The following is a 26124-nucleotide window of genomic DNA, read 5'->3' on the forward strand; positions in this document are numbered from 1 at the left end:
GAAGGATAGAGACCCCTCACCCGGCTCGCCGCTTCGCGGCGATCCACCCTCTCCCACAAGGGGAGAGGGTGCACTGAGCTCGACGCAAGAGAGCCCGCATCAGAACATCAGATTGTCCTTCACCAGCACCCAGCGGCCGCCCTTGACCTGCTGCACCTGGGTGATGGTGTTGGCGAGGTGGTCGGTCTTGGAGAACTTGGTGGGCGGCGAGTTGAAGATGTCGAGGAATTTCTCGCCCGACTCGAGCGCATCGAGCATCTTCTGCCCGGTGAGATCCTTGCCGGCCTTGTTGGCATAGAACGCAAAAGTCATCATGGCATTGTAGCCGATGATGGCTTGCGTGTTGGCGTCGGCGTTGAACATCTTCTTGTAGTTGACGAGCCAATCCTTCACCTTGCCCTTGGCGGTGTCCTCATAAGGAATCTCGAAGCCACTGGCAGCATAGAGACCCTCGACGGCGTCCTTACCCAGCGCAGGAACCTCCATCACGTTCGTGGGGGTGGCCCCGAGGAAGGTGACGTCCCAGCCGAGCTTCTTGGCTTCGGTCATCGCCCCAATGGTCTCGCGCAGCACGGTGCCGAGCACGACGAGGTCGCAGCCATCTGACTTCATCTTGGCGATCTGCGCGCTGAAATCGGAGGCGCCGCGCTTGTAGCTCGTGATCGAGGCCGGCTGCGCCTTCATGGCAGTGAGCTGCTGATTGAAGCCATCGAGCACGTTCTTACCGTACTCGTCGTCCTGATGCATGATGCAGGGCTTCTTGAAGCCCTTCCACTCGATCATGTATTTCACCGCAGCCCGCGTGCTCTCGACATAGGGCAGCAAATTGTTGAACTTCAGGCGCTCCTGCGGCTTGGCCGGATCGAACTTGAAGGTGAATTCGGCCGCCGTCAGCGGGAACAGCTGCAGGACACCGGCATCGAACAGGATGTCTTGCGCGGCGAGCACCGTCGGTGATCCCATCGGCCCCACCATCGCGAAGATCTTGTCGCGCTCGATCAGCTTTTGCGACGCCAGCACGGCCTTCTTCGGATCGTAACCGCTGTCCTCGACGACCAGCCGGATCTTGCGGCCGTGAATTCCGCCGGCCGCATTGATCTCCTCGGCCGCCATCTTCATGCCGTTCGCGACCGGAACGCCCCACCCCTTGATCGGACCCGACAGGTCCTGATGGGTGCCGATGACGATCTCGGTTGCCGAGATGCCCTCGTTGGTGACCTTGGTTTGCGCTGCGGCCGGCAGACAGGTGAGCACCACGGCACCCACAGCAAGGCCGAATGCGCTGAACGATTTCGACATTGACGTCTCCTCTCCTAAAGGCCCGTATTGCACGAAGGGCGGGGCCACAGCTCCTTCGCTTTCTCGAAATGGACCGACTCGTCACGCCACCGCACGCTCGCGATACATCGCCTCGATCTCGGCGGCGTAGCGCTTGTTCACGAAGCCGCGCTTCAGCTTCATGGTCGGCGTCAGCTCCTCGTCCTCGGGCGTGAGCTGGCGCTCGATCAGGTAGAACCTCTTGATGGTCTCGACGCGGGCAAAATTGCCGTTGACCTGCTCGATCTCGCGCCCGATCAGGTCCTGGATCTCCCTCGCCCGGCACAGGCTGGCATAATTGGTGAAGGGGATGTCGTGATCCTGGGCGAACTTCTCAACATTCTCCTGGTCGATCATCACGAGGCAGGTGAGATAGGGCCGCTTGTCGCCGATCACGACCGCGTCGGAAATGTAGGGCGAGAACTTGAGTTGGTTCTCGATCTCGGACGGCGTGATGTTCTTGCCGCCCGAGGTGATGATGATGTCCTTCATCCGGTCGGTGATGCGCACGAAGCCCTCATTGTCGATGGTGCCGACGTCACCGGTGTGCAGCCAGCCGCGGGAATCGATCGTCTCTGCGGTCTTCTCCGGCTGGTTCAGATAGCCCATGAACAGGAAGTCGCCCTTGATCAGGATCTCGCCGGCGGGCGACAGCGCGACCTCGCCCCAGGGCACCGCGGTGCCGACCGAGCCGAGCTTGATCTTGTCCGCGGGCATCATGGTTGCGACCCCGCAATTCTCGGTCTGACCGTAGACCTCGTGCATGTCGATGCCGAGCGCCAGATACCAGCGGATCAGCTCCGGTGCGATCGGGGCTGCGCCGGTGAACGCGATGCGGCAGCGGTCGAGTCCGATCATGCGGCGAATGTTGCGGAACGCGACCAGGTAGGCGATGCGGTTGGCGATGCGCAGCGATAGCGGCGGCGCCCTGCCCTCGAGCCGGCAATCGACCATGCGGTAGCCGATGCCGATGGCGCGGCGATAGACCCATTGCTGCAGCGGCGTTGCATCCTTCAGCGCGATGGTGATGGCGGAATAGAACTTCTCCCAGACGCGCGGCACGGCCAGAAAGGCGGTCGGCTGCACCTCGCGCAGATTGTCAGGCACGGTTTCCGGGCTCTCGGCAAAATTCATCACCGAGCCGAGCGCGACCGAGATGTAATAGCCGCCGATACGCTCTGCGACGTGGCAGAGCGGCAGGAAGACCAGCCGGTTCTCGTCCTCTCGCGCAGGTATGAAGTCGTTGGCGTGTCGCATCTGGTGGGTGACGCTGCGATTGGCGTGCATCGCGCCTTTCGGCGGGCCGGTCGTGCCGGACGTATAGACGAGGACCGCGAGATCGCCGGCGCTGCGGCTGTCGATCATCTCCTGCCACAGCGCTTCGCGGCCGACCATGTGGTTGCGGCCGAGCGCGCGAAACTCGTCCAGCGACATCACCATGTCGTCGGAGAAACCGCTGAGGCCCTCCATGTCGAACACGATGATCTTCTGCAAGCTGGGGCATCGCGCGCGGCAGGTGAGAATCTTGTCGAGCTGCTCCTCGTCCTCGGCGAAGATCACCTTCGTGGCGGAGTCGTTGACGAGATACTCGACCTGGGACGAAGAATCGGTCGGATAGATTCCGCTGGAGACGCCGCCGGCGCACAATATGCCCATGTCGGCATAAACCCATTCGGGCACGGCATTGGCGATGATGGAGGCGACCTCGCCGGGCATGAAGCCGACGGCGCGGAGCGCGTAGGCGATCTCTTTGGAGATCTCCAGCCATTCTAGCCAGCTCGTCGGCTGCCAGATGCCGAACTTCTTCTCGCGGATCGCCGGCCTGTCGCCCCGCGTCTCGGCGGCGCGCAAGAAGCTCTTCGCGATCGTATCAGCGACCGTCAGCACCGCCGGTCGGGCCATGCACCTCTCCTCCTTGTCGCCTTCCCTCCGCTGCCTGCCTTGCCGGCCGGTCTTTGCTCAACGTTGGGCAAGCTCATCTTACTGCCAGCTCGTCCTCACCGCCACGTCTTCTTCTTTTTCCAGCGCCGCTCGCCGCGCGCGCCGGCTTCCTTGGCGCCAAGGTAGAATTCCTGGATGTCCTGGGAATGCATCAAGCGGTCGCAGGTATCGTTCATCACGATACGGCCGATCTCCAGCACATAGCCGTAATGGGCGGTTTCCAGCGCCACCTTGGCGTTCTGCTCGACCAGCAGGATCGACATGCCCTGCTCCTCGTTGACCCGGCGGATGATGGTGAATATCTCCTTCACCAGCAGTGGCGACAGGCCGAGCGAGGGCTCGTCGAGCAAGAGCAGCGTCGGCCGGTTCATCAGCGCGCGCCCGATCGCGAGCATCTGCTGCTCGCCGCCGGAGAGCTGGCCCGCCGGCTGGTTGATGCGCTCCTTCAGGCGCGGGAAATAGCCGTAGACGCGCTCCATGTCCTCCGCGACGCCGTCCCGGTCCTTGCGCGGATAGGCACCCATCATCAGGTTCTCGCGCACCGAGAGGAACGGGAACACCTCGCGCCCCTCGGGCACGTGGCTGAGGCCGAGCCGCACGATGCGGTCGGCCTCCATGCGCTGGATCGGCTTGCCCATGAACTCGATCGCGCCCTTCTGCGGATCGAGGATGCCGGAGATGGTCTTCAGCACCGTGGTCTTGCCGGCCCCGTTGGCCCCGAGCAGCGTGACGATGCGCCCGCGCGGCACCTCCAGCGAGATGCCGCGGATCGCCATGATCGGCCCGTAATAGCTCTCGATGTTGGAGAGCTTGAGGATGATATCCTGGGGCGCAGCGGCATCCATCGGTCAGGCTCCCAGATACGCGGCGACGACGTCGGGGTGCTGCTGCACTTCAGCGGGCGAGCCCATCGCCAGCACCCTTCCGTAGTTCAGTGCGATGACGCGATCGGAGACCCGGTTGACCAGCGACATGTCGTGCTCGACCATCAGCACGGTGATACCGAGCTCGGTCCTCATGTCCCGAATCCAGAACGACATGTCGCCGGTCTCCTCCACGTTGAGACCCGAGGACGGCTCGTCCAGCAGGATCAGCTTCGGCTCCGAGCAGAGCGCGCGCGCCAGCTCGATCACCTTGCGCACGCCGTAAGGCAGGCCCGAGATCAGCTTGTCGCGATAGGGTTCGAGGTCGAGGAATTCGATGACCTGCTCGACCCGGCGGCGGTGAACCTTTTCGTTGGCCCGCACGCTCGGCAGGAATAAGAGCTCCTGCCACAGCTGCGTGGTCGAATGGCGGTGGCGGCCGACCAGAAGGTTCGACAGCACGGTCGCGTTCTCGAACAGCTCGATGTTCTGGAAGGTACGGGCGATGCCGAGCTTGGCGATGTCGTAGGGCGGCTGCTCGGTGATGTCCTGGTCCTCGAAGAAGATACGGCCCGAGGTCGGCCGGTAGATCCGCGAGATCAGGTTGAAGATCGAGCTCTTGCCGGCTCCGTTCGGCCCGATGATCGAGAGGATCTCGCCCTTCTCCACCGCGAACGAGACCGCATCGACCGCCTTGAGGCCGCCGAAATGCAGCGACAGGTTCTCGGCGCGGAAATAGCTCATCGATTGCGCTCCGACTTCACGTAGATCTTCTGCCGCTTGAAGGTGGCGCGCTTGTAGAGAGGGAACAGCTGGAAGAAGAGCTTGATCTTGAGCCAGCGGCCGTAGAGCCCGAGCGGCTCGAACAGCACGAACAGCACGATGATGATGCCGTAGATCGCGCCCTTCAGGCCGTTGAGCGAGGCGAAGGCCGCGACCTTCGCCTCGATATTGCCCGCAGTCGCCGCGCCGGCGCCGAATGTCGCGGCAATGCCGGCGATGATGCCGGGCATGTCGTCCTTGAGATAGGTGAGGAACGGGTCGATCATCACGATGAAGATCGCGCCGAGCACGGCGCCGTGCAGGCTGAAGGTGCCGCCGATCAGGATCACGATGATGAACTCGATCGAGAGCTGAAGCGTGAACATCTCCGGCGAGATGAAGGAGAGCTTGTGCGCGAACAGGACGCCGGCAAAGCCGGTGATCGCGGCCGAGATCGCGAACGACTTCACCTTGTAGAGCGCGACATTGACGCCCATGCTGCGCGCCGCCGTCTCGGAATCGCGGATCGCGACGAAGGCGCGGCCCGTCGGCGAACGCAGCAGATTGAGCGTGCCGACGATGGTCAGCACCAGCACGGCAAGGCAGAGGTAATAGAAGGTCGGGCTGTCGCGCGGCACGGCGACGCCGAGCAGCGACAGCGTCTTGACCCGCATGCCCTCGTTACCGTGGGTAACGCTTTCCCACCGCGCCAGGATCTCCTCCACGATCAGGGCAAACGAGATGGTGGCGATGACGAGATAGATGCCGGTGAGGCGCAGCGCCGGAAAGCCGACCATCGCGCCGATGATGCCGGTCAACAGCCCGGCGGCGAGGAAGTAGACGGGGAACGGCACGTTGTATTTCTGCAAGTATGCCGCCGTGTAGGCGCCGATGGCGAGGAACGCCGCGTGCCCAAGCGAGGCTTGGCCGGTGAAGCCGGTCAGAATCAGCAGCGCCACGCCGACGATCGCATAGATGCAGACGAAGACGAGCTGGCTCATCAGATAGCTGGAGAGCACGTGGGGCGCGATCAGCAGCAGCGCGAGCAGAACGCCGTAGGTGACGACGTAGCCCGAATGCGGGAACAGCTTGATGTCGTCCTCGTAGTCGGTCTTGAACAGGAAGCGCATGGCGTTCAGACCTTCTTGCGGACGTGGAGGCCGAACAGGCCCTCGGGCTTCAGCAGCAGCACGGTGAGCAGCACGATGTAAGGCGCGGCGTCCTTCCAGCCCTCGGGCAGGTAAAAGCCGGCCATGCTCTCGATCACGCCGATCAGGACGCCGCCGACCACCGCGCCCGGGATCGAGCCGAAACCGCCGAGCACGGCGGCGGGAAACGCCTTCAGGCCGAGCACGAGGCCGACATTGGAGTGGATGAAGGTGATCGGCGCCAGCAGCACGCCGGCGCAGGTCGCGACCGCCGCGCTGATCGCCCAGACCACCGCCACCACGCGCTTGACCGGAATGCCCATGTAATAGGCCGCCAGCATGTTCTCGGAGCTGGCGCGCATCGCGGTGCCGAGCGTGGTCTTGTTGAAGAACAGCCACAGCAAGGTGCACAGGATCATCGTCGCTGCGATCACCGAGAGCTTGTCGTAGGCGAGCACCAGCGAGCCCATGCGCAGCACGCCCTGGCTGAACGGCGTTTCGATCTTCAGGTCGTCGGTGCCCCAGATCATCCCCGCGACCGAACGCAGAAAATAGCCGAGACCGATCGTGACCATGATGATGGAGAACTGGGGATAGCCGAGGATCGGCCGCACGACCACGCGCTCGGCCAGCATGCCGAACAGCGCCATGGCGGCGACCGCACCGGCGAAGCCGATCCAGTAGTTCAGGCCCATCATGCCGATGAAGGTGAAGGCGAAGAAACCGCCCAGCATCATCAGATCGCCCTGGGCAAAATTGACGACTTCGGTGGCCTTGTAGACGAGCACGAAGCCGAGCGCGATCAGGCCGTAGACGCAGCCGAGCGCAACACCGCTGACCAGCTGCTGAACGAAATCCAGCATTGACGCGCGTCCTCCCCGATGCAACCGGCGTTCTTCGAGGCCGCCTTGCCGCATCTTGTGTCCAGTCGCTACGCAGTCGTTTCGCCGCGTTAGCGCCATTTGTCCGGAATCAATTCAGCCTGAACGCCCGCGCGCTGTCAACAAACGGTGACTTGTCGGGATGCCTTGCCTTTAGTCCAATCCGGTTGGCGGAATTTGCGGCAGTGCGATTCACGGTGCCGAAACATCTTCGGGTCATGGTCGCGGGCGATGCAAACCGGATGGTGTGGCCGTCATGAAGCCGGACAACTCGGCCCTGGAAGTCCGAGGGTTAACGAAGCGTTTTGACCGTCTGGCGGTCGACAGCCTCGATCTCACCATTCACGCCGGCGAATTCTACGCGCTGGTCGGCCCCAATGGCGCCGGCAAGACCACCACTTTACGCATGGTTGCGGGCCTGCTCAGGCCCGATGCCGGCGCCGTCTCGATCTTCGGCATCGATGCGCTCCAAGACCCCGTCGCCGCCAAGCAGGTGATGGCCTGGGTCTCCGACGAGCCCATGATCTATGACAAGCTCACCCCGCTCGAATATCTCGAATTCGTCGCCGGCCTCTGGGGCATCGCGCCGTCGATCTCGCAACCGGCCGCCGAGGAACTGCTCGATTCGCTCGGCCTCGAGGCGCACCGCCACGAGCGCTGCGAGGGCTTTTCCAAGGGCATGCGCCAGAAGGTCGCTCTCGCAGGGGCGCTGGTGCACGATCCCCGCCTCATCATCCTCGATGAACCCTTGACGGGGCTCGATGCGGTCTCCGCCCGCCATGTGAAGGGCCTGCTCAGCGCGCGTGTCCGCGCCGGCTGCACTGTCATCATGACCACGCATATCCTCGAAGTCGCCGAGCGCATGGCCGACCGCATCGGCGTGATCGCCTCCGGCCGCCTGGTCGCGGAAGGCACGCTCACCGAGCTGCGCCACCAGAACGGCCATGCCGACACCAGCCTGGAAGATCTCTTCATCGCGCTGGTGACGCTTCAGGAAGCGGCATGAGCTCGGCCACCGCGCTGTCCTGGTTTGCCCGCCACGAGCTGCGGCTCGCCTGGCGCGAATGGCTCGCCATGATGACGGGCGGGCGGCGCAAACGGGCGCGCGCCGCAATCATCGGCCTCATGTGCTTCGCCGCGCTGCTCCACCTGCCGGCCTGGGCGGTGATCGGCCGTTTCGCCGACCTGCAGTTGCCGCTCGACAAATCCTCTCTGATCGTGATTTCGGCGACGATCTTTCTCGCCTGGACCTTGATGCTGTCGCAGGCGATCGAATCCGTGACGCGGGTATTCTACGCCCGCGCCGATCTCGACCTGATCATGTCCTCGCCGGCGCGGCTGGCCAATCTGTTCTCGGTCCGCATCGCCGCGATCGCGCTGACCGTCACCGTGCTGGCGCTGCTGTTCTCGACGCCCTTCATCGACGTTCTGGTGATCGGCGGCGGCGCGCGCTGGCTGGCGGCCTTCGGCGTCGTCATTGCGATGGGCCTGTCCGCGGCGGCGATCGCGATCGCCGTCACCATTCTCCTGTTCCGGTTGATCGGCCCGGCGCGGACGCGCCTGATCGCACAGATCCTCGCCGCCATCATCGGTGCGGGTTTCGTGATCGCGCTTCAGGTCGCCGCGATCATGTCCTACGGCACGCTGTCGCGCTTCACCATCCTGACCTCGGGCAGCGTTGCCGCCTACGCCCCCGACGTCGACAGCATCTGGTGGTGGCCGGCGCGGGCAGCGATGGGCGACAGCGAGGCGCTGGCGCTGCTTCTCGCGCTCGCTCTGATCATGCTCGGCGGCGTGATGGCGATCTTCTCGCACCGCTTTGCCGACACCGCGATCGATGCGGCGGCCTACGCCACGTCCGGCCGCGTCCGTGCCAAGGAGCGCCCGTTCCGCGGCGGATCGCGCCAGCAGGCGCTGCGTCGCAAGGAATTCATGCTGCTGTGGCGCGATCCATGGCTGATCTCGCAGACCTTGATGCAGCTGCTCTATCTGGTGCCGCCGGCGCTGCTGCTCTGGCGTAATTTCGCCGACAGCTCCGCGGCGCTGACACTGATCACACCCGTCATCGTGATGGCGGCCGGACAGCTCGCCGGCGGGCTCGCCTGGCTGACGATCTCGGGCGAGGACGCGCCCGACTTGGTCGCGACCGCGCCCTTGATGCCGTCCGGCATCATCCGTGCCAAGATCGAGGTGGTGCTGATCGCGATTGCCGCAATCTTCGCTCCGCTGCTCGCGGCGCTGGCCTTTGCCTCGCCATCCCAGGCCGCAATCAGCGCGGGTGCGATCATCATCAGCGCGGCCTCGGCGACCGCGATCCAGCTCTGGTTCCGGGTGCAGGCAAGGCGCAGCCAATTCCGGCGCCGTCAGACGTCTTCGCGGCTTGCAACCTTCGCCGAGGCCTTTTCCTCGATCGGCTGGGCCGCCACCGCCGCACTGCTGCTCGCCCTTCCCCTGGCCGGCCTCATCAGCGGCCTGATTACCGCAGGCCTCGTCGCGGTCACCTGGAAGTTCAGCCCGAAGCGCGAGCAATAGGTGCGACACTGACGCGCTGTTGATCGCACCCCATTGGCGATGCTCCGAATTGCACGCTAGACTTCGCTGTGAAGTCATCGGGGACGGATCCATGCGGCGACTAGTTTTGGCGGCTATCGCGCTGTTCGGCGCATTCCTGACCCCTGCCCTGGCCCAGCAGCCACTGCGCAGCGAATGCCTGGCGATGGCCAATGCGGCGCCGCGAATCATGCCGGTCGTCTTCAGGCAGGCTGCAGCTGCGGCCGAGGTCGAGATCACCTATGCCGGCCATTCCACCTATTTCATCGACACGCCCGCCGGCTTGCGCATCGCGACCGACTATAGCGGCGCCTACCAGGTCGGGCGACTGCCCGATGTCGTCACCATGAACCGGGCGCACAGCACCCATTACACTCTCTTTCCGGACAAGCGCATTCCCCACGTGCTGCATGGCTGGAGCGAGGACGGCAAGCCGGCGATCGTGTCGCAGCGCATCAGCGACACCTTCATCCGCAACGTCACGACCGACATCCGCCGTTATTACGGCGACGATGCCGGCAGCAACATGATCCGCGACGGCAATTCCATCTTCATCTTCGAGGCAGCCGGCCTCTGCATCGGCCATCTCGGCCACCTCCATCACAAGCTCGACGACAGCCATTTCGCCCAGATCGGACGGCTCGACATCGTGATGGTGCCGATCGACGGCACTTATACCATGACGCTCGACGGCATCTCCGAGATCACCAAGCGGCTGCGCGCCTCGGTGGTACTGCCGATGCACCGCTTCGCCACCCCGCTCGACGACTTCATGCGCCGGATCGGCCAGCAGTTCGAGATCGACCGGCGCGTCGAGCGCTCCTTCCGGATGTCACGGGATACGCTGCCGACGAAGCCGACGGTGATCATCCTCGACGGGGTCTGACTCAGAATCGGAACGCATCACCCGTCAACGACTTGGTTGCTCCAAGACCCACCTCAGTCGGAGCAATCATGAGCAGACGGTTCCTGGTCATCGGCTCGTTTGCGGCCATCTATCTCCTGTGGGGTTCCACCTATTTCGCCATCACGCTGGGCTTGCAATCGATACCGCCGTTTCTGCTGATGGCCGTTCGATCGTTATGCGGCGGCATGATCTTGCTCGCCTTCAGCGGCAGGCATGTCGCGAATACCACGGGCCGGACATGGTTGCAGGCAGGCCTTTGCGGGCTGCTTTTCTTCGTCGGCTGCCACGGCGTTCTCGCCTTCGCACAACAATCGGTTCCGTCCGGCGTGGCCGCCATCGTGCTCGCCACGATTCCGTTCTGGATCCTTCTGGCGGACACGCTCTTTCCGGGCGATCAGCGCCCGCGGCCGATCGCGCTGCTCGCGCTCATCCCCGGCTTCGTGGGCGTCGGGCTCGTGGCATGGCAAAATGCCGAGCAGGCCGGCATCAGCATGCTTCCGATCGTCTGGCTGCTCGCGGCGGCGCTGTCGTGGTCGATCGGCACCGTGCTGTCGCGCAGCATGTCGCATCAAGCATCCGCGATCGCGCTGTCTGGCATGCAACTGTCGATCGGGGGCGCCGTGTTGTTCGCGATCAGCTGGCTGACGGGCGAACTGGAGAGCTTTAGACCGAGCGAGGTCTCGATGACGTCCGTTGCAGCAGCTCTTTGGCTGATCGTCTCCGGCAGCGTCATCGGCTTCGCCGCCTACAATTGGCTGCTCGAGAATGTCTCGACCTCCCTGGTCTCGACCTACACATTCGTCAATCCGGTCATCGCGGTGCTGCTCGGCACCCTCGCGCTCGGAGAGCCGTTCTCTCGCATGATGCTCGTGGGCGCGAGTCTCGTCATTGTCGCCGTTGTCGCCATCTGGCGTGCTGAGAGCTCGAGCAATCGGTCGACGCAGGCGGAGGCCGATCGTCCCATGAGACATCTGTCGCTGCGCAAGACCTGACGACCGACGGCAATTTTCTCCAAGTCGCCCGCGGCTCATCCGTGCTGAATCCTCCGCAGCAGGAGAGCAACATGAACGACTTTGCGAGACTTCTTCACGCCAGCGCACCGCATCCCGAGCACGCGGCCGCGCTTCAGCTCTACGGCCGTTTCGTCGGCGACTGGGACGCCGAGATCACCGCCTTTGGACCGGACGGCAGAAGCCACACCGCGCCGGGCGAAATCCATTTCGGCTGGGTGCTGGAAGGCCGTGCGGTGCAGGACGTCTGGATCATTCCCCGGCCAGCGGGCAGCGCAGCCTTTCCGATCGCCGGCAATTGGTACGGCACCACGCTGCGCGTCTACGATCCGGCCATGGATGCGTGGCGGATTTCCTGGTTCGATCCGGGCCGCCGCGTGTTCCGGCAGCAGATCGGCCGTCCCCGCGGCGAGGACATCGTGCAGGAAGGCACGACCGAATCCGGCGAGCTGACGCGCTGGAGCTTTACTGAGATTACCGGGGACTCCTTCCGTTGGCGTGGGGAGGTCAAGCCGGCCACGGCAGTGGACTGGCGGCTGATGGTCGAAGTAAGAGCAAGACGGCGGACGGGCTGACGAGCATACCGCATTGCTCGTGATGATGGGTGCGGTTGCGCAAGGCGCGCTGCTGCATGCGGAAATGAGGTGCTAGGCTCCCGACACAAAACATCAGGGAGCGAAGGCCGATGGCAGCAAGCGGTGTACCCGCCAACACGAGCGGGCTGTTCGTCGATCCGCGTGAGGACTGGCTGGCACTGCATCGGGAGGAGATCATCGATCCCTTGCGGCCGATCGTCGATCCCCATCATCATCTGTGGAATCGCGGGCACCGCTATCTGATCGAGGAGATGGCCGCCGACATCGCCTCCGGTCACAACGTCATCGCCACCGTCTATGTCGACTGCCGTTCGATGTACCGCGCGCATGGGCCCGAGGCGTTCCGGCCCGTTGGCGAGGTCGAGTTTGCCAACGGCGTCGCCGCCATGAGTGCGAGCGGCGGCTACGGCAAGGCCGCGATCTGCGCCGGCATCGTCAGCCATGCCAATCTGCTGCTCGGCGACGCTGCAAAGGGCGTGCTGGAAGCCGAGATCGCCGCAGGCAACGGCCGCTTTCGCGGCATCAGGCATTCCTCGGCCTGGGATGAAGATCCTGTCGTCGCCGGCATGTATGCGAACAGGCCGAAGGGATTGTTGCAGGACCCGACCTTCCGCAAAGGCTTTGCCTGCCTCGCGCCTCTCAAACTCAGCTTCGATGCCTGGCTGTTCCACCCGCAAATCGGTGAGCTCACGGCACTGGCGCGCGCCTTCCCCGACACCAGGATTGTGCTCGACCATTGCGGCGGCCCGGTCGGAACCGGCCGCTTCGCGGGCCGGCGCGAGGAGGTGTTTGCGCAATGGCGCGCCTCGATCCGGGAGATCGCGACATGCGAAAATGTGGTGGTGAAGCTCGGTGGTCTCGCGATGTGCCTGCTTGGCTACGACTTCCATTTGCGCGAGAGGCCGCCGACATCCGAGGAGCTTGCCACGGCCTGGCGGCCCTATGTCGAGACCTGCATCGAGGCGTTCGGCCCGAAGCGCGCGATGTTCGAAAGCAATTTCCCCCCGGACAAGGGCCAGTGCAGCTACCAGGTGATCTTCAACGCCTTCAAGCGTATTACCTCAAAGCTGAGCGAGGCCGACAAGACGGCGTTGTTCTCGCAGACCGCGATCGACGTCTACCGGCTCGAGCTGCCGTCATGATGAAAAGAGGGGCCGGGACCTTGATCCCGACCCCTCTTCGTCGTGGCCGCTGGGAAGCGTCCTTGAAACCCTGGTGTCCGCTTAGCCGGCGCCCATCAGCGAGGCCGGACGGCGCTCGCCGGTGGAGGCGAACATCTTCTTCAGCTTGTTGACGACGCGGATCAGGAAACCGATCATCACCGGATTGGTCTTGCGGCAGAAGGCGATCTTCTTGACGTGGCCTTCGACATGCCATTTGGCATGCGCGCCGTCGCGGAAGAAAATGACGTCGCCGGGGCCGTAGCGCTTGGGCGGCATGCCGTCGCTCTCGAGCACGATCGATCCTTCCATGATCATGATCGTCTCGTCGATGTCGTAGTACCAGTTGAAGCGGCCTTCGGTGCAGTGCCAGATGATTGTCTGCGCGGTGCCATCGGCGCTGGTCGACAGCACCCGGGAGCGGGATACCGGATTGCCCTCGATGATCCAGGACGGCTCGATCGGCCGCAGCTCGAGATCCACATTGCAACTACCGATTTCAATCAATGTGCGCGACATCTGCTTCCCCAGAAGATTTAAATATGAATGGCCGGGTCTCGGCCCGGATTGCTTCGAAAGAAGTTGGGACGCTAGTAGGCTGCTTTTAATTCTTTCTTACATGGCACTCGACAATCAGCCCCGAGTTGCGGGTGCGATACGGTTAACGTCACGATTTCCTCTGCGAATTCGCACATATGAACCTAGCTTGTCCGGGGTGCGACAAAGTGCGCGAAGTCTTGGGAAGGAGCCGCACCGATGCCCCTCACGCCGGAGATGCTGACAGCCAACAGCGAGGTCGTCGCCAGGCTCCGCAGTCTCGACGTCTCCTTCGAACCGGACGAGGAGCCCTGGTTCACCATCGACGGCGTCGAAAGTCCGCGGCACATCGGCAGTGACGACTCCGGCAGCGCGTTCGTGCTGCTGCCGTCGCAGAATGTGCTCTATGTCTCGTCAGAGGGCCGCGCGGGCATCATCGCGGAAAGTTTCGATGCATTGATCCAGCTTGTCGTTGCCCGTCCCTACTGGCGCGACATCCTCAAATTCTCCGGGGGCGGCGACCTTGCAGAGATGCGCCGCGCGGCGGATGCGCTGGAGGCAAGGCTCCAAGACGAGGATGACGTCAGCGAGGCCCGCGAACAGATCCGCGGCGCGCTCGCGCTGGCGGACGCGGACGATCCGGTTGGCGCGCTCTACGAGGCGGTGGCGGCGTCCGACGCGATCGTGCGGGCCACCGACGGCAGCCCGTTCACGACGCTGTTCAACCGCTTCAGCATCGACAACAGCCCGACCCTGCGCAACGCGGCGGCGTGAGGGGGAAGACTGACGCGAGGACGTTCACCTCTGCCTACGGGAGAGGTGGACCACGTCCTGGACTGCTATTACACCAAAATCTAGATTACGACTTCGCCCATTCGCCCTTGCGGAAGACGGGCACCTTGCTGCCGTCGGCCAAGATGCCGTCGATGTCGGTCTCGGCCGAGCCGATCATCCAATCAATATGGATCAGGCTCTGGTTGCCGCCTTGCGCCGCGATCTGCTGCGGCGTGAGCTGGGCACCGTTGACGAAGCATTTCGAATAGCACTGGCCGAGCGCGATGTGCGAGGCCGCGTTCTCGTCGAACAGCGTGTTGTAGAACAACAGCCCGCTCTGCGAGATCGGCGAGGAATGCGGCACCAAGGCCACCTCGCCGAGGCGCCGCGCGCCCTCGTCGGTATCGAGCACCTTGTTCAGCACCTCGGCGCCGCGCGAGGCCTTGGCGTCGACGATCTTGCCGTCCTCGAACCGCACCGCGATGTTGTCGATCAGCGTGCCCTGATAGGACAGCGGCTTCGAGCTCACGACGTGGCCGTAGACGCGGCGGCAATGCGGCGTGGTGAAGACCTCTTCGGTCGGGATATTTGCGTTGCAGCTGATGCCGTTCTTGGACAGCGAGGCGCCGCCTTCCCATTCGTGGCCGTCGGCAAGGCCGATGGTGAGATCGGTGCCGGGACCCGAGTACTGAAGCGCACGGAAACGCTGGCCGTTGAGCCAGTTGGTGCGCTCGCGCAGCACCGCATTGTGGCTCGCCCAATTGCTAATCGCGTCCTCGCGATCGACACGGGACGCGGCGAAAATCGCGTCTGCGAGCTTGCCGACCGCGATGTCCTCGGGATCGTTCGGGAACACCAGCTTCGCCCAGGACGCGCTCGGATAGGCGATGATATTCCAGTTGGTGTCGAAATTGACGATCTTCTCCAGCGCAGGCTGATAGGCCATCGAATTGGCCTTGCTGGCGCGCGCCACCTTGGAAGGATCCTCGCCGGACAGCAACATCGGGTTGTCGCCGACGATGGCAAGCCGTGCAGTGTTGTCGGAGAACGCCTTGGCCATGCCCTCGTAGAGCCAGCCGGCGGCACGATCGAAACTGTTGTCGTGGCCGTGGCGGTAGCGCGCCAGCGTCATCTCCTCGTCCGACAGGATCGGCGTCACGAGGCCGGCGCCGGCCTTGTAGGCATGCACGGCGATCCGCCGCACCAGCGGCAGCGCGATCGCGGGCGCCGTCAGAAGCAGATCCTGTCCCGGCCGCAAGCCCAGGCCCACTTTCACCGCCACCTCGGCCAGTCGGTCGAGCTTCGCCGGATCGATGGGAGTGGAAGGATTGCGTTGATCAGTCATGCCGGGCCCTCTGCCGAAAGTCGCTCACACAATTTAAGTCTAGCATCGCGGGGCACAAGTATGCGAGCGTCTTGCGCCCTTGGAAAGATACGCAGTTTCACGCATTTTGGTTTTCAACGCGTTGCCGATGCCAGCACCCGGTCGACCATGGCGGGCGCAAGGCCGAGGTAATTTTTCGGTGAAGTGAGCGCCTCGATTGTGGCACGATCGATGTGGCTCGATATCCGTGAATCTGCGGATAGCGCGTCAGCAAGGGTCATTCCCTTCTCGTTGGCCTGACGGCAGGCGTCATAGACGACGTCGTGCGCCTCCTGCCGGCCGATCTGCGGGGCGAGGCCCATCATGACCGCTTCGGCCACAATCAGGCCGCGGCTGATGGCAAGATTGTCGTTCATCTTCGCCTCGTCCACGATGAGGCCCGCAAGCGCGAACTTCGCCTGGTGCAGCGCGCCGGCGGCCAGCACGAAGCTTTCGGGAATCGCCATCCATTCCGCGTGCCAGGGGCCGGTGGCACGCTCGAAATCCTGCACCATGGCGTCGAGCATCAGGCCGGCGTGCTGGCGCACCGCCTTGGAGGCCGCAAGCATCAGCTCCGAGGAGATCGGGTTGCGCTTCTGCGGCATGGTCGAGGAGGCGCCGCGCCCCTTGACGAAGGGCTCGTAGACCTCGGCGAACTCGGTCGAGGCCATGATCATGATGTCGAGCGCGATCTTGCCGAGAGAGCCGGTGACGAGAGCAAGGAAGTTCACGGCTTCGGCGAAGCCGTCGCGCGCGACGTGCCAGGTCGAGGCGGGAACGCCGAGCTTCAGCTCGTTGCAGAGCGCCTCCTGCACCTCGAACCCCCTGTCGCCGAGCGAAGCCAGCGTACCGGCCGCGCCGGCGAACTGACCGACCAGCACGCGCGGCTTCAGCTGCGCCAGCCGCTCGGCGTGGCGGTCGAACATCGCGAGCCAGATCGCGCTCTTGTAGCCGAAGGTCACCGGCAGCGCCTGTTGCAGATGGGTGCGGCCCGCCATCGCCGTGTCGCGATGGCGCTTCGACAGATCGGCGAGGATCTTGCGCAGCTCGGCGATGTCACGTTCGACGATCTCGAGCGCGGCGCGCAGTTGCAGCACCACGGCGGTGTCCATAATGTCCTGCGTGGTGGCGCCCCAATGCACGTAGCGGCCCGCCTCGCCGCATTGCTTCACCATTTGATGCACCAAAGGCAGGATCGGGTAGCCGACGACATCGGTCTCCTGCCTGAGCAGATCGAAGTCGAGCGCGCCGATGTCGGTCCGCGCCGCGATCGCTGCGGCCGCCTCGTGTGGGATCACACCGCACTTCGCCTCCGCCGTCGCCAGCGCCACCTCGACCTCGGCATAGCGTGCGACCGTCGCGACGTCCGAGAACACCTCGCGCATCTCAGGCGTACCGAAGGCGTCGCGAAACAGCAGGGAGTCGATCACAGTGCTGGCGGCAGGGAAAGCAGGCATGGGCGATTCTTTATGATTGGTGTTTTGTGTGGGCGACAGCTTACGCAGGCTGCGCAGCTCGGCAATGGACATTCGCAGTTTCGCCACACATTCGTCCTGCCCGGCAAGCGCGCGCCCATTGCCCGTTATCTTGGGTGCCGGAGCGAAGCGGAGGCCTCGGAGGCTGCTTCACAGCCTGCGTCCCGCACCTCAACATGACGGGATGATTGCGGTGGGAGATCTCGGCGGCCCCGACCGCAACATTCTAGTCGCGGATGTATTCCCCCGGAAAACCACATGGCTGCCATCACGCGATTGCGATGAACCAAACGCCCCTTTCGGCAGACACACGATCTTTCGACCCAAATTTCATTTTGTTTGTTTGCCCGATTTCGCAATGAGGCCCGAGTTTTCGACGTGCAGTTTCTGTTCCGGGACCACCTTCTCGATACCGACCGGCGCGAGCTGAGCCGCGAGCAGGTTCCCATTGCCGTGGAGCCGCAGGTATTCGACCTCGTCGTCCACCTCATGCAGAACCGCGACCGGGTCGTCAGCAAGGACGAGCTGATCGACAAGATCTGGCACGGGCGCAGCGTCTCCGAATCCACCCTGACCAGCCGGATCAACGCGGCGCGCAAGGCGATCGGCGACGATGGCGCGAGCCAGTCGCTGATCCGTACCATCACCCGCAAGGGTTTTCGCTTCGTCGGCGACGTCCAGACACAAATCGGCGCGGTCGCGCCGGAGCCGGTCCGGATCGCCCCGTCCCAGGCCACCTTCGCGCTGCCGGAGCGGCCCGCGATCGCTGTGCTGCCCTTCACCAATATGAGCGGCGAGGTCCAGCAGGATTATTTCTCCGACGGTATCAGCGAGGACATCATCACGGCGCTGTCGAAGCTGCGCTGGTTCTTCGTCATCGCGCGCAACTCCTCCTTCGTCTACAAGGGCCGCGCCGTGCACATCCACGAGGTCGCGCGGGAGCTCGGGGTGCGCTACGTGGTCGAGGGCAGCGTGCGGCGGAGCGGCGAACGGGTGCGCATCTCGGCCCAGCTCAACGACGTCTCGACCGGCAGCCATCTCTGGGCCGAACGCTACGACCGGGAGCTCGCCGACATCTTCGCCGTGCAGGACGAGATCACGGAAGCGATCGTCGCCGCCATCGAGCCGCAGCTCTATGCTGCCGAAAGCTTCCGGGCCCAACAGAAGCCGCCGGGCAGCCTGGATGCATGGGACCTCGTGATGCGCGCGTTGTCGCATTATTGGCGCATCACCCGCGAGGACAATGCCGCCGCGCAGAAGTTGCTGGAAGAAGCGGTCGCGGTCGATCCCGCCTATGGCAAGGCGCTCGGCCTGCTCGCCACCAGCCATATCTTCGGCGCGCATATGGGCTGGGCCGACATGGCTGCCACCATGCCGGTCGCCGAGCGTGCGGCGCTCGCGGCGGTGGAGGCCGACCGCGAGGATGCCTGGGCCCATCACGGCCTTGCTTACACCTACCTGTTCCGCCGCCGCTTCGACGACGCGCTGGCTGAATTCGAGCTGGCCTTGCGGCTCAATCCGAATTTCGCGATGGCGCATGCCTTCCACGGCGTGACGCTGTGCTATGCCGGACGTTGGCAGGACGGCGATGCCGCCGCCCGCCGCGCGCTGCGGCTGAGCCCGCGCGACCCGCTCGCGGCGATCTATTGCGGGGTTGCGGCCTATGCCCGGTTCGTCGGCCGCGACTACGCGGGCGCCGTGCAGATGGCTCGGGAATCGATGCGCCAGCGCGGGGATTTCGTCGGCGCCCACCGCGTGCTGACGGCCGCCGCCGGCATGCTCGGCGATCCCGCCCTCGCGGCATCCGCCCTGGAAGGCCTGCGCCGCTCCCAGCCCGAGGTCTCGCTGGCCTGGATCACGCGCGAGCTGCCGATGCTGCGGGAAGAGGATCGTACGCACTATCTCGAGGGGTTGCGGCGCGCCGGAATGACGTGACGGTCGCTGGCGCGACCGCTCCGCTTGATCCCCGTGTCAGGTGCTAATCGTCGTCAGGCCCGAACAGCCTGATCTGCGGGAAGCCGCTGCGCGACCGCCCCGCGTGATCGCGCGCATCGGAATCCTCGCGGATGTTGCGCGCGACGTCATCCCAATCGGTGCGGTCGCGCAGGCCGCGCGGCTCGCGGGCCTCGTAATAATAGCGGCGCTCGGCCCAGCGCTCGCGACGCTCGGCTCGGCGCCGTTCGGACGCGGCGCGCTTCACATCGGAATCCCTCGCCTTGGCATAGGCGTTATTCGGTGAGGACGACGGCTCGGTCGAGGCCTGCTGCTCGGCAGGCCTTGCGGCCTGTGGCGCAGCGGCGGACTTCGGCGGCTCGACTGCAGCGGCTTGCGAGGGTTGCGGCGCCGGTGCGACATTCGCCTGCGTGGTTGGCGTGTCGGGTTTTACGGGTTCAGGCTTTGCTTCGGCCTGTGCGGGCGCGGCGATCATCGCACCGAAGGCTTGTGAGCCGGAGAGATAGTTCACGCGCTCGGAGGGAGCGTTGGTGCTGGCCGGCGTGGGAGTTGCCGCGCGCTGCGCCATCTTGCTGGTGTCCGGCCCCTGCTTGGACGCAACCGGATTCATGATGTTGCCGGCAACGATGCCGCCACCGAGACCAATGGCGATGGCCGCGACGATGGTTCCGGCACCGACAAAATAGGCTGTCGAGGCGCGCATTCATCCACTCCCTCTTTCGGAGCGGGCAACGCGTGGGGATTGCCAGATGTTCCTGATAAGCCGCGGCTCCTCGACGAGGAACCGCGTGCGTCAGATCTGCTGCGCGACCTTCTCAAGCCCGATGAGGCGAGCGAGCTTGCGCACTTCTTCCTTCTGGTCGTCGCGAAGCTGGAACAACAGCGGCATCGCGGCCGACTTCAGCTGCTGCACCTCGTCGCAATTCGGATCGATCTGTGCGCTGGGCGGTGCATTCGGATTCGACAGCCTGTTCGCCTGGATCTTGCGCGCGACGTTGCGCAGCGCGGTCTCGACCGAGGGCCAGTAATATTCCTGAGACGAGGAGAGTTTCAGGCGATCCCTGATGCCTGCGATCTGCACGTCGGACAGCAGCGAGTAGGATTTTTGCGGCTGCGGCTTGGCGACGACTTTCGGCTTGGCCGGAACTTCGACGGCCGGAACCTCGGTCGCGGCGGGCGCCTCGTGCGCGCTCGGCTTCGGCATCGGAAAATCGGAGGGGGTGGCGGCGGCGAAGGCCTGACGCAGCGGCTCGGTCAGGACCGGTGCCTGCGCCAGCTTGTCGGCGGCAACCTGGACCGGCTCAATCGCGGCCGAGGCCAGCGCGAGCGTCGGAACCAGACGGTCGGCCTTGGCGGCGCGGTTGGTTGCGAGCGGCTTGGCTGGGGGCGTCTCGGCGATCATCGCGGCGCTGACGCTGGGAACGCTGTCGCGGCCGAGGATGGCGGTGGTGGCGGCGCCGAGGACGAGGAAACAGGTCAGCGCGACGATGGTGATGGCTTTGGACAAACGTCTCTCCGCGTCCGACTTCAAGTCCACGTGATCACTGCCCGGAAACTGGGCGATAATTAAGGCTGAACCGTGCTATTGCGGCGGCAATCGCGCGGACTAAGGCGACATCGCCCGGAAACCCCCAACGAAATCAGGCTGCTGCCGCAAGGTCATAGGCATCCTGGATGTCGGCGACGATCTCCGAGGCTTCCCAGACCGCGCGCGGCTCGACCGATTGCAGCGTCACCGTCCAATTGCCGCCGCGGCGGGTCCGGGGGATGCTGACGATGTCAAACCGGACGTTGCGGCACAGCGGGTGGCGGGCCAGCGCATGGGCGACGCGGACGCGGATCTCGTCCAGGGTCGCGGCCGTTTTGCCGTTGAGATAATTGAAGTCCATCGCCTGTCCCTCTCGTCCTGATTGGCGGCCACAAGAGGGATTCTTGGCTGGCGATGGTTAATCCGCCGTTAAGTGGGATGGGCCGGAGGCATGCGGGATTAACCCTGCCCGATCCCCTGTGGGAGAGGCGACGACGCTACCGCCCACCCGCTTCCCGATATTCGGCGATGGTCTGCGCAACGAGATCCTCGACCGCGAGCACATCGGTGACACCCGAGGTCGAATGCCCGCCGCTCCAGATATCGCGCCAGCGCTTGGGGCGGCTGTCGCGGGCGGCGACGTCGATATCCTCAGTGATATTGATCGCGCCGCGCGCCGGCAGATTGTCGGGATCGAGCCCGGCGGCCGCGATCGATGGCCTCAGCATGCTGGTCTGCAAGCCCGTGAACGCGGTGGTGAGCAAGATGTCGTCGGCGCTGCTCTCGACCAGCATCTGCTTGTGACGCTCGTCCGCCATGCTCTCACGCGTCGCGATGAACTTCGTGCCCATATAGGCGAGATCGCAGCCGAGCACTTCGGCGGCACGCAGCGCGCGACCGTCGCTAATTCCGCCCGCGAGCACGATGATGCCGTCGTAGAATGCGCGCACCGCACGGACGAAGGCGAACGGGTTGAGCCAGCCGGTCTGGCCGCCAGCACCGGCAGTGAGCAGGACCAGCCCGTCCGCCCCCGCTTCCGCGGCGCGTTCGGCATGGCGGATCGAGGCCACGTCCGCCAGCACCAGCGCGCCGGCGTCGTGCAGCGGCTTCAAGACTGGCGCCGGCGAGCCGACCGACGTAATGACGATCTCCGGCTTGTGCCGCAGCAGCACGGCGAGATCCTGCTCCAGCCGCGCATTGGAGCGGTGGACGATCAAGTTCGGGCAAAGTGGCGCTGCCTTTCGCCCGGTTTGATCTTCATGCTGCCGCAGCCGCAGCTTGATTTCGGTCAGCCATTCATCGAGCTGTTCCGCGCCACGGCAATTCGCGGTGGGAAAGCTGCCGATCACCCCGTTGCGGCAGGCTGCAACCATGAGCTCGACGCCCGATACCAGAAACATCGGCGCCGCGATCAGCGGCAGAGCAAGACGATCGCGGAAGCGTTGCAGTCGATCTGATGGCATGCATGCCTCCCTCGCGCGGGCTTTGTGGTTTCCTCCCGCAGTCTCTGTGCTAGCGTCGTCAGCAACATTGGCACGCCATAAGCCGGTGACAAAGCAACGAGGAAACATATGCCTGATCCGCTCCACGCATCATCCCCGGCTTGTGCGCAGACGCTACGGGCGCTGTCGCGCTATCCCGACCGCATTGCTTTCGCCTGGCCCGAGGGATCGCTGAGCTATCGGGGTGCCATCGACCTGATCGGACGGATCCAGGGCGTGTTCATGCGGCTCGGCTTGGAGCCCGGCGCCCGCGTAGCCTTCCTCACCGCGAACCGCGCCGACAGCTGGTGCGCCGGCGTCGCCGCCCAATTGGCCCGCCTCTGCATCACCTGGCTCCACCCTCTGGGCTCGCTGGAGGACCAGCTGTTTCAGCTCGAGGATTCCGAAGCCGAGATGCTGGTGGTGGATGCGGCCGCCTTCCGCGACCGCGGCGGCGAGCTCGCCGCGAAGGCCGGCCGGCTCAAGGCGGTCTTCAACATGGGACCGGCCGGCTACGGCGTCGATCTGCTGGCGGCGGTCGAGAGTGCGGGGCACGCCAGCGCACAGTGCCTCGCCGGCTCCGACGATCTCGCCACACTGAACTACACCGGCGGCACCACCGGAAAATCCAAGGGCGCGCTGCGCTATCACCGCGAAAATGCCGGCGCCGCCGGCGCGATCCTGGCCGACTTCGAGATTCCCGAGGCTGCGCGCTACCTCACGGTCGCGCCGATCAGCCATGTCGCGGGCACGAAGGTGCTGCCGACCCTGATGCGCGGCGGCACCGTGCACATGCTGAAAGGCTTCGATCCCGAAGCCGTGCTGTCAACGATCGCACGCGAGCGCATCAACTTCACGCTGTTCGTTCCGACCATGATCTATGTGCTGCTCGATCAGCCCGCGCTCGGCAAGACGGACCTCTCCTCGCTCGAGCTCGTGCTCTATGGCGCCTCCGCGATGTCCCCGAGCCGACTGCTGGAGGGCATCGAACGCATCGGCCCTGTGTTCTCGCAGCTCTACGGGCAGACCGAATGCTATCCCGTCTCGGTGCTGCGCAAGGCCGACCACGATCCCCAGCGGCCGGAGCTGTTCCTGTCCTGCGGCTTCCCGATCGCGGCCTGCGAGGTCAAGATCCTCGACGACAACGACCAGGAGGTGAAGACGGGCGAGGCCGGCGAGATCTGCGTGCGCGCGCCGCATGTGATGGCGGAGTACTGGAAGCGGCCCGATATCACCGCCGAGACGCTGAAGAACGGCTGGGTCCACACCGGCGACATCGCACGTCAGGATGAGCGCGGCTACATGTTCATCCTCGACCGCAAGAAGGACATGATCGTCACAGGCGGCTTCAACATCTTCCCCCGCGAGGTCGAGGACGTCCTGTCGCAGCACGCGGACGTGGCGATGGTCGCGGTCGTCGGCATTCCCGACGAGAAATGGGGCGAAGCCGTCACCGCCATCGTCGTCCCGCGTGAAGGGACGAAGCCCGATCCGGACGAGCTGATCAACCTGGTCAAGACGCGAAAAGGCTCGGCGCACGCGCCCAAGCAGATCCAATTCGTCAAGCAATTGCCGATGACCGGGGTCGGCAAGGTCGACAAGAAGGTGCTGCGTGCGGGCTTCTGGAGCGGGCGGGACCGGATGGTGGGGTAAATACTCCGGAATTCTACGGTGTCGTTGTTGCTTCGGCACCACAGCCCGCAACGGAGTCTGCGACGGCGATGCCCGCGCAATTGCCGGCGAATCAGGGAATCAACTAGACCGCTGACGGGGCTGGGAAGCGGAGAGTGAAATGAGAGTCGCTTCCCTGGAAAGTGCAGTCGCCGCGATCACGTTGATCACGGCCATCATCGTGGTGCTGTGGGGGATCAAGATCTTCTACGGTGTGTGAACTGGCAGGATGCCCTGGTCGAACACGACCTTGCATCCCTTCCGCGGCGGCGGAAGTCTGCCGTTCAATCCCGCGATAAGCGAGAGAGCTCTCACACGATCGGTGTCATCGCCCGGCTGATCGCACATAGCGCCTCTCACCGCTTCTCGATCACGAGGCTCTGCACCGCGCGGCCGAAATAGCCCTGGCGGTCGGCGAGGCGTGACATCGCAAGGCCCGCGCCGTCGGGGCCGATCCAGGAATCGCCGTCGAGCAAAATCCACTCGCCGACCGGCTGGCGCGCAAAGCTCACGGTGAGGTCGGCGTTGATGTAGGTCCAGGCGCGGAAATCGAGCGTCGAGGCGGTGCCGTTGGAGAAGTCGGCGGCGACCACGGCGCGCATCGCCTGCGAGACGGCCTCGCCTTCGATCAGCGGATGGTCGACACGAAACCAGATCGCGCCGGCGCCGGCCTGGCCGAAGCGGCCGCGCGCGGCGCGCATCGAGACCGATCGCACGAACGGGCTGGTGGCGGCGTGACCGTCCTCGACCAATGAATCCTCCGGCGACGGCAACGTGACCGGAAGTTCCTCGACCTCGTCGGGCAGCGTCAGCGCCTGGCGCCTGATCTTGAGCACGGTGGCGCCGACCACCTGCACGCCGTCGGCGACCAGCTTGATCCCGCAGAGCTGGATCTTGCGGCCCTCGCGCAAGATTTCGGTGGCGATCGTTAGCGGCGCCACCGGTACCGGGCGCATCAGATCGATGGTCACGCGCGCGACATCCATCGGCACCGCCGCAGGGATGCGCTCAGCCGCCCATGTCACCAGCGATGCCGGTGCCGAGCCGTGCTGCATGCGCCGGTCCCAGGGGCCGGCTGCATCGGGGCTGGTGACGACGTCGTTGCCGTCGACGCGGTAAATGGGGGGCATGCAGCACTCGATCTGGGTGCGATCACAACGGCGGATCGATCGCTTCGTCGTATTCCTTCTTGAAGCGCGCGATCAGCTCGGCCGCCGGCACGACCTTGTCGATGCTGCCGATGCCCTGGCCGCTTCCCCAGATCTCCTTCCAGGCCTTCGGCTTGGCGCGCTCGCCGGAGGCGTCGGTGCCGAAGTTCATCTTGGAGGGATCGGACGTCGGCAGATTTTCGGGGTCCATGCCCGCCGCCAGGATCGAGGGCTTCAGATAATTGCCGTGCACGCCGGTGAAGAGATTGGAATAGACGATGTCGTCGGCGCTCGAGCCCGCGATCATCTCCTTGTACTTCTCGACCGCATTGGCCTCCTTGGTCGCAATGAAGGCCGAGCCGATATAGGCGAAGTCGGCCCCCAGGATGCGCGCGGCGCGGATCGCCTTGCCGTTGCCGATCGCACCCGACAGCGCGATCGGACCGTCGAACCATTTTCGTGTCTCGGCCACGAAGGCCAGCGGCGAGATGGTGCCGGCATGGCCGCCGGCGCCGGCCGCGACCAGGATCAGGCCGTCGGCGCCCTTCTCGATCGCCTTGTGCGCGAATTTCTGGTTGATCACGTCGTGGAAGACGATGCCGCCCCAGCCGTGCACGGCCTGGTTCAGCTCCTCGCGGGCGCCGAGCGAGGAGATGATCATCGGCACCTTGTACTTGGCGCAGAGCTGCATGTCGTGGTCGAGCCGGTTGTTCGACTTGTGCACGATCTGGTTGACCGCGAACGGCGCCGACGGCCTGTCGGGATGAGCGCGGTCATAGGCCGCGAGCTCTTCGGTGATCCGCGCCAGCCATTCGTCCAGCAGCTCCGGCGGCCGCGCATTCAGCGCCGGAAACGAGCCGACCACACCCGCCTTGCACTGCGCGATCACGAGATCGGGCACCGAGATGATGAAGAGCGGCGAGCCGATCACGGGGATCGACAGGCGCCCCTTGAACAAGGCAGGCATGGACATTGCGGTACGATCCTCTCAGCCGGTCAAATTGAAGTTGGGAGCCATACCAACAAGGCAATCTTTCCACTGTCAAGTATTGCGTTTTG

The 26124-nt window shown here is 64.6% G+C and carries 24 protein-coding genes; 9 read left to right on the top strand and 15 right to left on the bottom strand.

What is annotated here, in order from left to right:
* Positions 1-99: 99 nt before the first annotated feature.
* The 6 genes from I6F31_RS08325 to I6F31_RS08350 all read right to left on the bottom strand — a co-directional run bounded on the left by I6F31_RS08325 (position 100) and on the right by I6F31_RS08350 (position 6894).
* Positions 100-1299 carry an ABC transporter substrate-binding protein gene (locus I6F31_RS08325; protein WP_035997612.1) on the bottom strand — a complete coding sequence of 400 codons (1200 nt, stop codon included), beginning with the start codon at positions 1297-1299 and terminating at the stop codon, positions 100-102.
* 81 nt (positions 1300-1380) lie between these two features.
* Positions 1381-3219 carry an AMP-dependent synthetase/ligase gene (locus I6F31_RS08330; protein ID WP_036021288.1) on the bottom strand — a complete coding sequence of 613 codons (1839 nt, stop codon included), beginning with the start codon at positions 3217-3219 and terminating at the stop codon, positions 1381-1383.
* Positions 3220-3314: 95 nt separating this feature from the next.
* Positions 3315-4103: an ABC transporter ATP-binding protein gene (locus I6F31_RS08335; protein WP_035997607.1), complete on the bottom strand. Its 789-nt coding sequence runs from the start codon at positions 4101-4103 to the stop codon at positions 3315-3317.
* Between the two features lie 3 nt (positions 4104-4106).
* Positions 4107-4865: an ABC transporter ATP-binding protein gene (locus tag I6F31_RS08340; RefSeq protein WP_035997604.1), complete on the bottom strand. Its 759-nt coding sequence runs from the start codon at positions 4863-4865 to the stop codon at positions 4107-4109.
* Positions 4862-6013, bottom strand: a complete 1152-nt coding sequence (locus I6F31_RS08345; RefSeq protein ID WP_036021279.1) for a branched-chain amino acid ABC transporter permease — start codon at positions 6011-6013, stop codon at positions 4862-4864. The genes I6F31_RS08340 and I6F31_RS08345 overlap by 4 nt, the downstream gene beginning before the upstream one ends.
* A 5-nt stretch (positions 6014-6018) precedes the next feature.
* Positions 6019-6894, bottom strand: a complete 876-nt coding sequence (locus I6F31_RS08350; protein WP_036021277.1) for a branched-chain amino acid ABC transporter permease — start codon at positions 6892-6894, stop codon at positions 6019-6021.
* Positions 6895-7168: 274 nt separating this feature from the next.
* Here I6F31_RS08350 and I6F31_RS08355 point away from each other — a divergent pair, with 274 nt between their 5' ends.
* From I6F31_RS08355 to I6F31_RS08380, 6 genes are all read left to right on the top strand, one after another.
* Positions 7169-7918: an ABC transporter ATP-binding protein gene (locus tag I6F31_RS08355; protein ID WP_057028575.1), complete on the top strand. Its 750-nt coding sequence runs from the start codon at positions 7169-7171 to the stop codon at positions 7916-7918.
* Complete coding sequence (locus I6F31_RS08360; protein ID WP_225152901.1) at positions 7915-9444, top strand: permease; 1530 nt, start codon at positions 7915-7917, stop codon at positions 9442-9444. Before I6F31_RS08355 ends, I6F31_RS08360 begins: the two co-directional genes overlap by 4 nt.
* Before the next feature lie 91 nt (positions 9445-9535).
* Positions 9536-10348, top strand: coding sequence for an MBL fold metallo-hydrolase (locus I6F31_RS08365; RefSeq protein ID WP_225152900.1), 813 nt, complete (start codon positions 9536-9538; stop codon positions 10346-10348).
* A gap of 68 nt (positions 10349-10416) precedes the next feature.
* Positions 10417-11361 carry an EamA family transporter gene (locus I6F31_RS08370; protein ID WP_109142362.1) on the top strand — a complete coding sequence of 315 codons (945 nt, stop codon included), beginning with the start codon at positions 10417-10419 and terminating at the stop codon, positions 11359-11361.
* 71 nt (positions 11362-11432) lie between these two features.
* Positions 11433-11954: a hypothetical protein gene (locus tag I6F31_RS08375; RefSeq protein WP_036021294.1), complete on the top strand. Its 522-nt coding sequence runs from the start codon at positions 11433-11435 to the stop codon at positions 11952-11954.
* 110 nt (positions 11955-12064) lie between these two features.
* Positions 12065-13117 (top strand): amidohydrolase family protein, encoded by a 1053-nt coding sequence (locus tag I6F31_RS08380; RefSeq protein ID WP_225152898.1) that lies wholly within the window; start codon positions 12065-12067, stop codon positions 13115-13117.
* An 81-nt stretch (positions 13118-13198) separates the two neighbouring features.
* Here the strand turns inward: I6F31_RS08380 and I6F31_RS08385 are convergent, their stop codons facing one another.
* Entirely contained in the window at positions 13199-13654 is a 456-nt protein-coding gene (locus tag I6F31_RS08385) for a cupin domain-containing protein (protein WP_036036523.1), read from the bottom strand.
* A 237-nt stretch (positions 13655-13891) separates the two neighbouring features.
* Between I6F31_RS08385 and I6F31_RS08390 the strand changes: the two genes are divergently transcribed.
* Positions 13892-14446 (top strand): hypothetical protein, encoded by a 555-nt coding sequence (locus tag I6F31_RS08390; RefSeq protein ID WP_225152896.1) that lies wholly within the window; start codon positions 13892-13894, stop codon positions 14444-14446.
* An 85-nt stretch (positions 14447-14531) separates the two neighbouring features.
* On the opposite strand, the gene I6F31_RS08395 is transcribed toward I6F31_RS08390, so the two are convergent.
* Together I6F31_RS08395 and pcaB are read right to left on the bottom strand one after the other, a co-directional pair.
* Complete coding sequence (locus I6F31_RS08395; protein ID WP_128264391.1) at positions 14532-15791, bottom strand: aminopeptidase; 1260 nt, start codon at positions 15789-15791, stop codon at positions 14532-14534.
* A gap of 113 nt (positions 15792-15904) precedes the next feature.
* Positions 15905-17266 carry a 3-carboxy-cis,cis-muconate cycloisomerase gene (gene pcaB / locus I6F31_RS08400; RefSeq protein WP_225185248.1) on the bottom strand — a complete coding sequence of 454 codons (1362 nt, stop codon included), beginning with the start codon at positions 17264-17266 and terminating at the stop codon, positions 15905-15907.
* Between the two features lie 396 nt (positions 17267-17662).
* On the opposite strand from pcaB, the gene I6F31_RS08405 reads away from it, so the two are divergent.
* Positions 17663-19219, top strand: a complete 1557-nt coding sequence (locus I6F31_RS08405) for a winged helix-turn-helix domain-containing protein (RefSeq protein ID WP_225152893.1) — start codon at positions 17663-17665, stop codon at positions 19217-19219.
* A 43-nt stretch (positions 19220-19262) separates the two neighbouring features.
* On the opposite strand, the gene I6F31_RS08410 is transcribed toward I6F31_RS08405, so the two are convergent.
* The 4 genes from I6F31_RS08410 to I6F31_RS08425 all read right to left on the bottom strand — a co-directional run bounded on the left by I6F31_RS08410 (position 19263) and on the right by I6F31_RS08425 (position 22228).
* Positions 19263-19940 (bottom strand): hypothetical protein, encoded by a 678-nt coding sequence (locus tag I6F31_RS08410; RefSeq protein ID WP_225152891.1) that lies wholly within the window; start codon positions 19938-19940, stop codon positions 19263-19265.
* Between the two features lie 90 nt (positions 19941-20030).
* Positions 20031-20744 (bottom strand): hypothetical protein, encoded by a 714-nt coding sequence (locus I6F31_RS08415; protein WP_192893067.1) that lies wholly within the window; start codon positions 20742-20744, stop codon positions 20031-20033.
* A gap of 133 nt (positions 20745-20877) precedes the next feature.
* Positions 20878-21126 (bottom strand): hypothetical protein, encoded by a 249-nt coding sequence (locus I6F31_RS08420; protein ID WP_035997560.1) that lies wholly within the window; start codon positions 21124-21126, stop codon positions 20878-20880.
* Positions 21127-21262: 136 nt separating this feature from the next.
* Positions 21263-22228, bottom strand: a complete 966-nt coding sequence (locus tag I6F31_RS08425) for a nitronate monooxygenase (RefSeq protein ID WP_192893066.1) — start codon at positions 22226-22228, stop codon at positions 21263-21265.
* Positions 22229-22336: 108 nt separating this feature from the next.
* Between I6F31_RS08425 and I6F31_RS08430 the strand changes: the two genes are divergently transcribed.
* Complete coding sequence (locus I6F31_RS08430) at positions 22337-23899, top strand: AMP-binding protein (RefSeq protein ID WP_225185249.1); 1563 nt, start codon at positions 22337-22339, stop codon at positions 23897-23899.
* Between the two features lie 374 nt (positions 23900-24273).
* Here the strand turns inward: I6F31_RS08430 and I6F31_RS08435 are convergent, their stop codons facing one another.
* On the bottom strand, positions 24274-25047 hold the full coding sequence (locus tag I6F31_RS08435; RefSeq protein ID WP_225126522.1) for a thioesterase family protein: 774 nt from the start codon (positions 25045-25047) through the stop codon (positions 24274-24276).
* A 22-nt stretch (positions 25048-25069) separates the two neighbouring features.
* Complete coding sequence (locus I6F31_RS08440; RefSeq protein ID WP_036021244.1) at positions 25070-26038, bottom strand: nitronate monooxygenase family protein; 969 nt, start codon at positions 26036-26038, stop codon at positions 25070-25072.
* Positions 26039-26124: the final 86 nt, after the last annotated feature.

It is taken from the genome of Bradyrhizobium sp. NBAIM01, from assembly GCF_020194115.1.
GTDB classification, from domain to species: domain Bacteria; phylum Pseudomonadota; class Alphaproteobacteria; order Rhizobiales; family Xanthobacteraceae; genus Bradyrhizobium; species Bradyrhizobium yuanmingense.

Coding starts and splice junctions, on each gene's coding strand:
- I6F31_RS08350 (WP_036021277.1), bottom strand. CDS start 6,894: ATGCTGGATTTCGTTCAGCAGCTGGTCAGCGGTGTTGCGCTCGGCTGC.
- I6F31_RS08385 (WP_036036523.1), bottom strand. CDS start 13,654: ATGTCGCGCACATTGATTGAAATCGGTAGTTGCAATGTGGATCTCGAG.
- I6F31_RS08420 (WP_035997560.1), bottom strand. CDS start 21,126: ATGGACTTCAATTATCTCAACGGCAAAACGGCCGCGACCCTGGACGAG.
- I6F31_RS08345 (WP_036021279.1), bottom strand. CDS start 6,013: ATGCGCTTCCTGTTCAAGACCGACTACGAGGACGACATCAAGCTGTTC.
- I6F31_RS08375 (WP_036021294.1), top strand. CDS start 11,433: ATGAACGACTTTGCGAGACTTCTTCACGCCAGCGCACCGCATCCCGAG.
- I6F31_RS08365 (WP_225152900.1), top strand. CDS start 9,536: ATGCGGCGACTAGTTTTGGCGGCTATCGCGCTGTTCGGCGCATTCCTG.
- I6F31_RS08410 (WP_225152891.1), bottom strand. CDS start 19,940: ATGCGCGCCTCGACAGCCTATTTTGTCGGTGCCGGAACCATCGTCGCG.
- I6F31_RS08435 (WP_225126522.1), bottom strand. CDS start 25,047: ATGCCCCCCATTTACCGCGTCGACGGCAACGACGTCGTCACCAGCCCC.
- I6F31_RS08395 (WP_128264391.1), bottom strand. CDS start 15,791: ATGACTGATCAACGCAATCCTTCCACTCCCATCGATCCGGCGAAGCTC.
- I6F31_RS08330 (WP_036021288.1), bottom strand. CDS start 3,219: ATGGCCCGACCGGCGGTGCTGACGGTCGCTGATACGATCGCGAAGAGC.
- I6F31_RS08425 (WP_192893066.1), bottom strand. CDS start 22,228: ATGCCATCAGATCGACTGCAACGCTTCCGCGATCGTCTTGCTCTGCCG.
- I6F31_RS08340 (WP_035997604.1), bottom strand. CDS start 4,865: ATGAGCTATTTCCGCGCCGAGAACCTGTCGCTGCATTTCGGCGGCCTC.
- I6F31_RS08390 (WP_225152896.1), top strand. CDS start 13,892: ATGCCCCTCACGCCGGAGATGCTGACAGCCAACAGCGAGGTCGTCGCC.
- I6F31_RS08380 (WP_225152898.1), top strand. CDS start 12,065: ATGGCAGCAAGCGGTGTACCCGCCAACACGAGCGGGCTGTTCGTCGAT.
- I6F31_RS08370 (WP_109142362.1), top strand. CDS start 10,417: ATGAGCAGACGGTTCCTGGTCATCGGCTCGTTTGCGGCCATCTATCTC.
- pcaB (WP_225185248.1), bottom strand. CDS start 17,266: ATGCCTGCTTTCCCTGCCGCCAGCACTGTGATCGACTCCCTGCTGTTT.
- I6F31_RS08360 (WP_225152901.1), top strand. CDS start 7,915: ATGAGCTCGGCCACCGCGCTGTCCTGGTTTGCCCGCCACGAGCTGCGG.
- I6F31_RS08430 (WP_225185249.1), top strand. CDS start 22,337: ATGCCTGATCCGCTCCACGCATCATCCCCGGCTTGTGCGCAGACGCTA.
- I6F31_RS08335 (WP_035997607.1), bottom strand. CDS start 4,103: ATGGATGCCGCTGCGCCCCAGGATATCATCCTCAAGCTCTCCAACATC.
- I6F31_RS08325 (WP_035997612.1), bottom strand. CDS start 1,299: ATGTCGAAATCGTTCAGCGCATTCGGCCTTGCTGTGGGTGCCGTGGTG.
- I6F31_RS08355 (WP_057028575.1), top strand. CDS start 7,169: ATGAAGCCGGACAACTCGGCCCTGGAAGTCCGAGGGTTAACGAAGCGT.
- I6F31_RS08440 (WP_036021244.1), bottom strand. CDS start 26,038: ATGTCCATGCCTGCCTTGTTCAAGGGGCGCCTGTCGATCCCCGTGATC.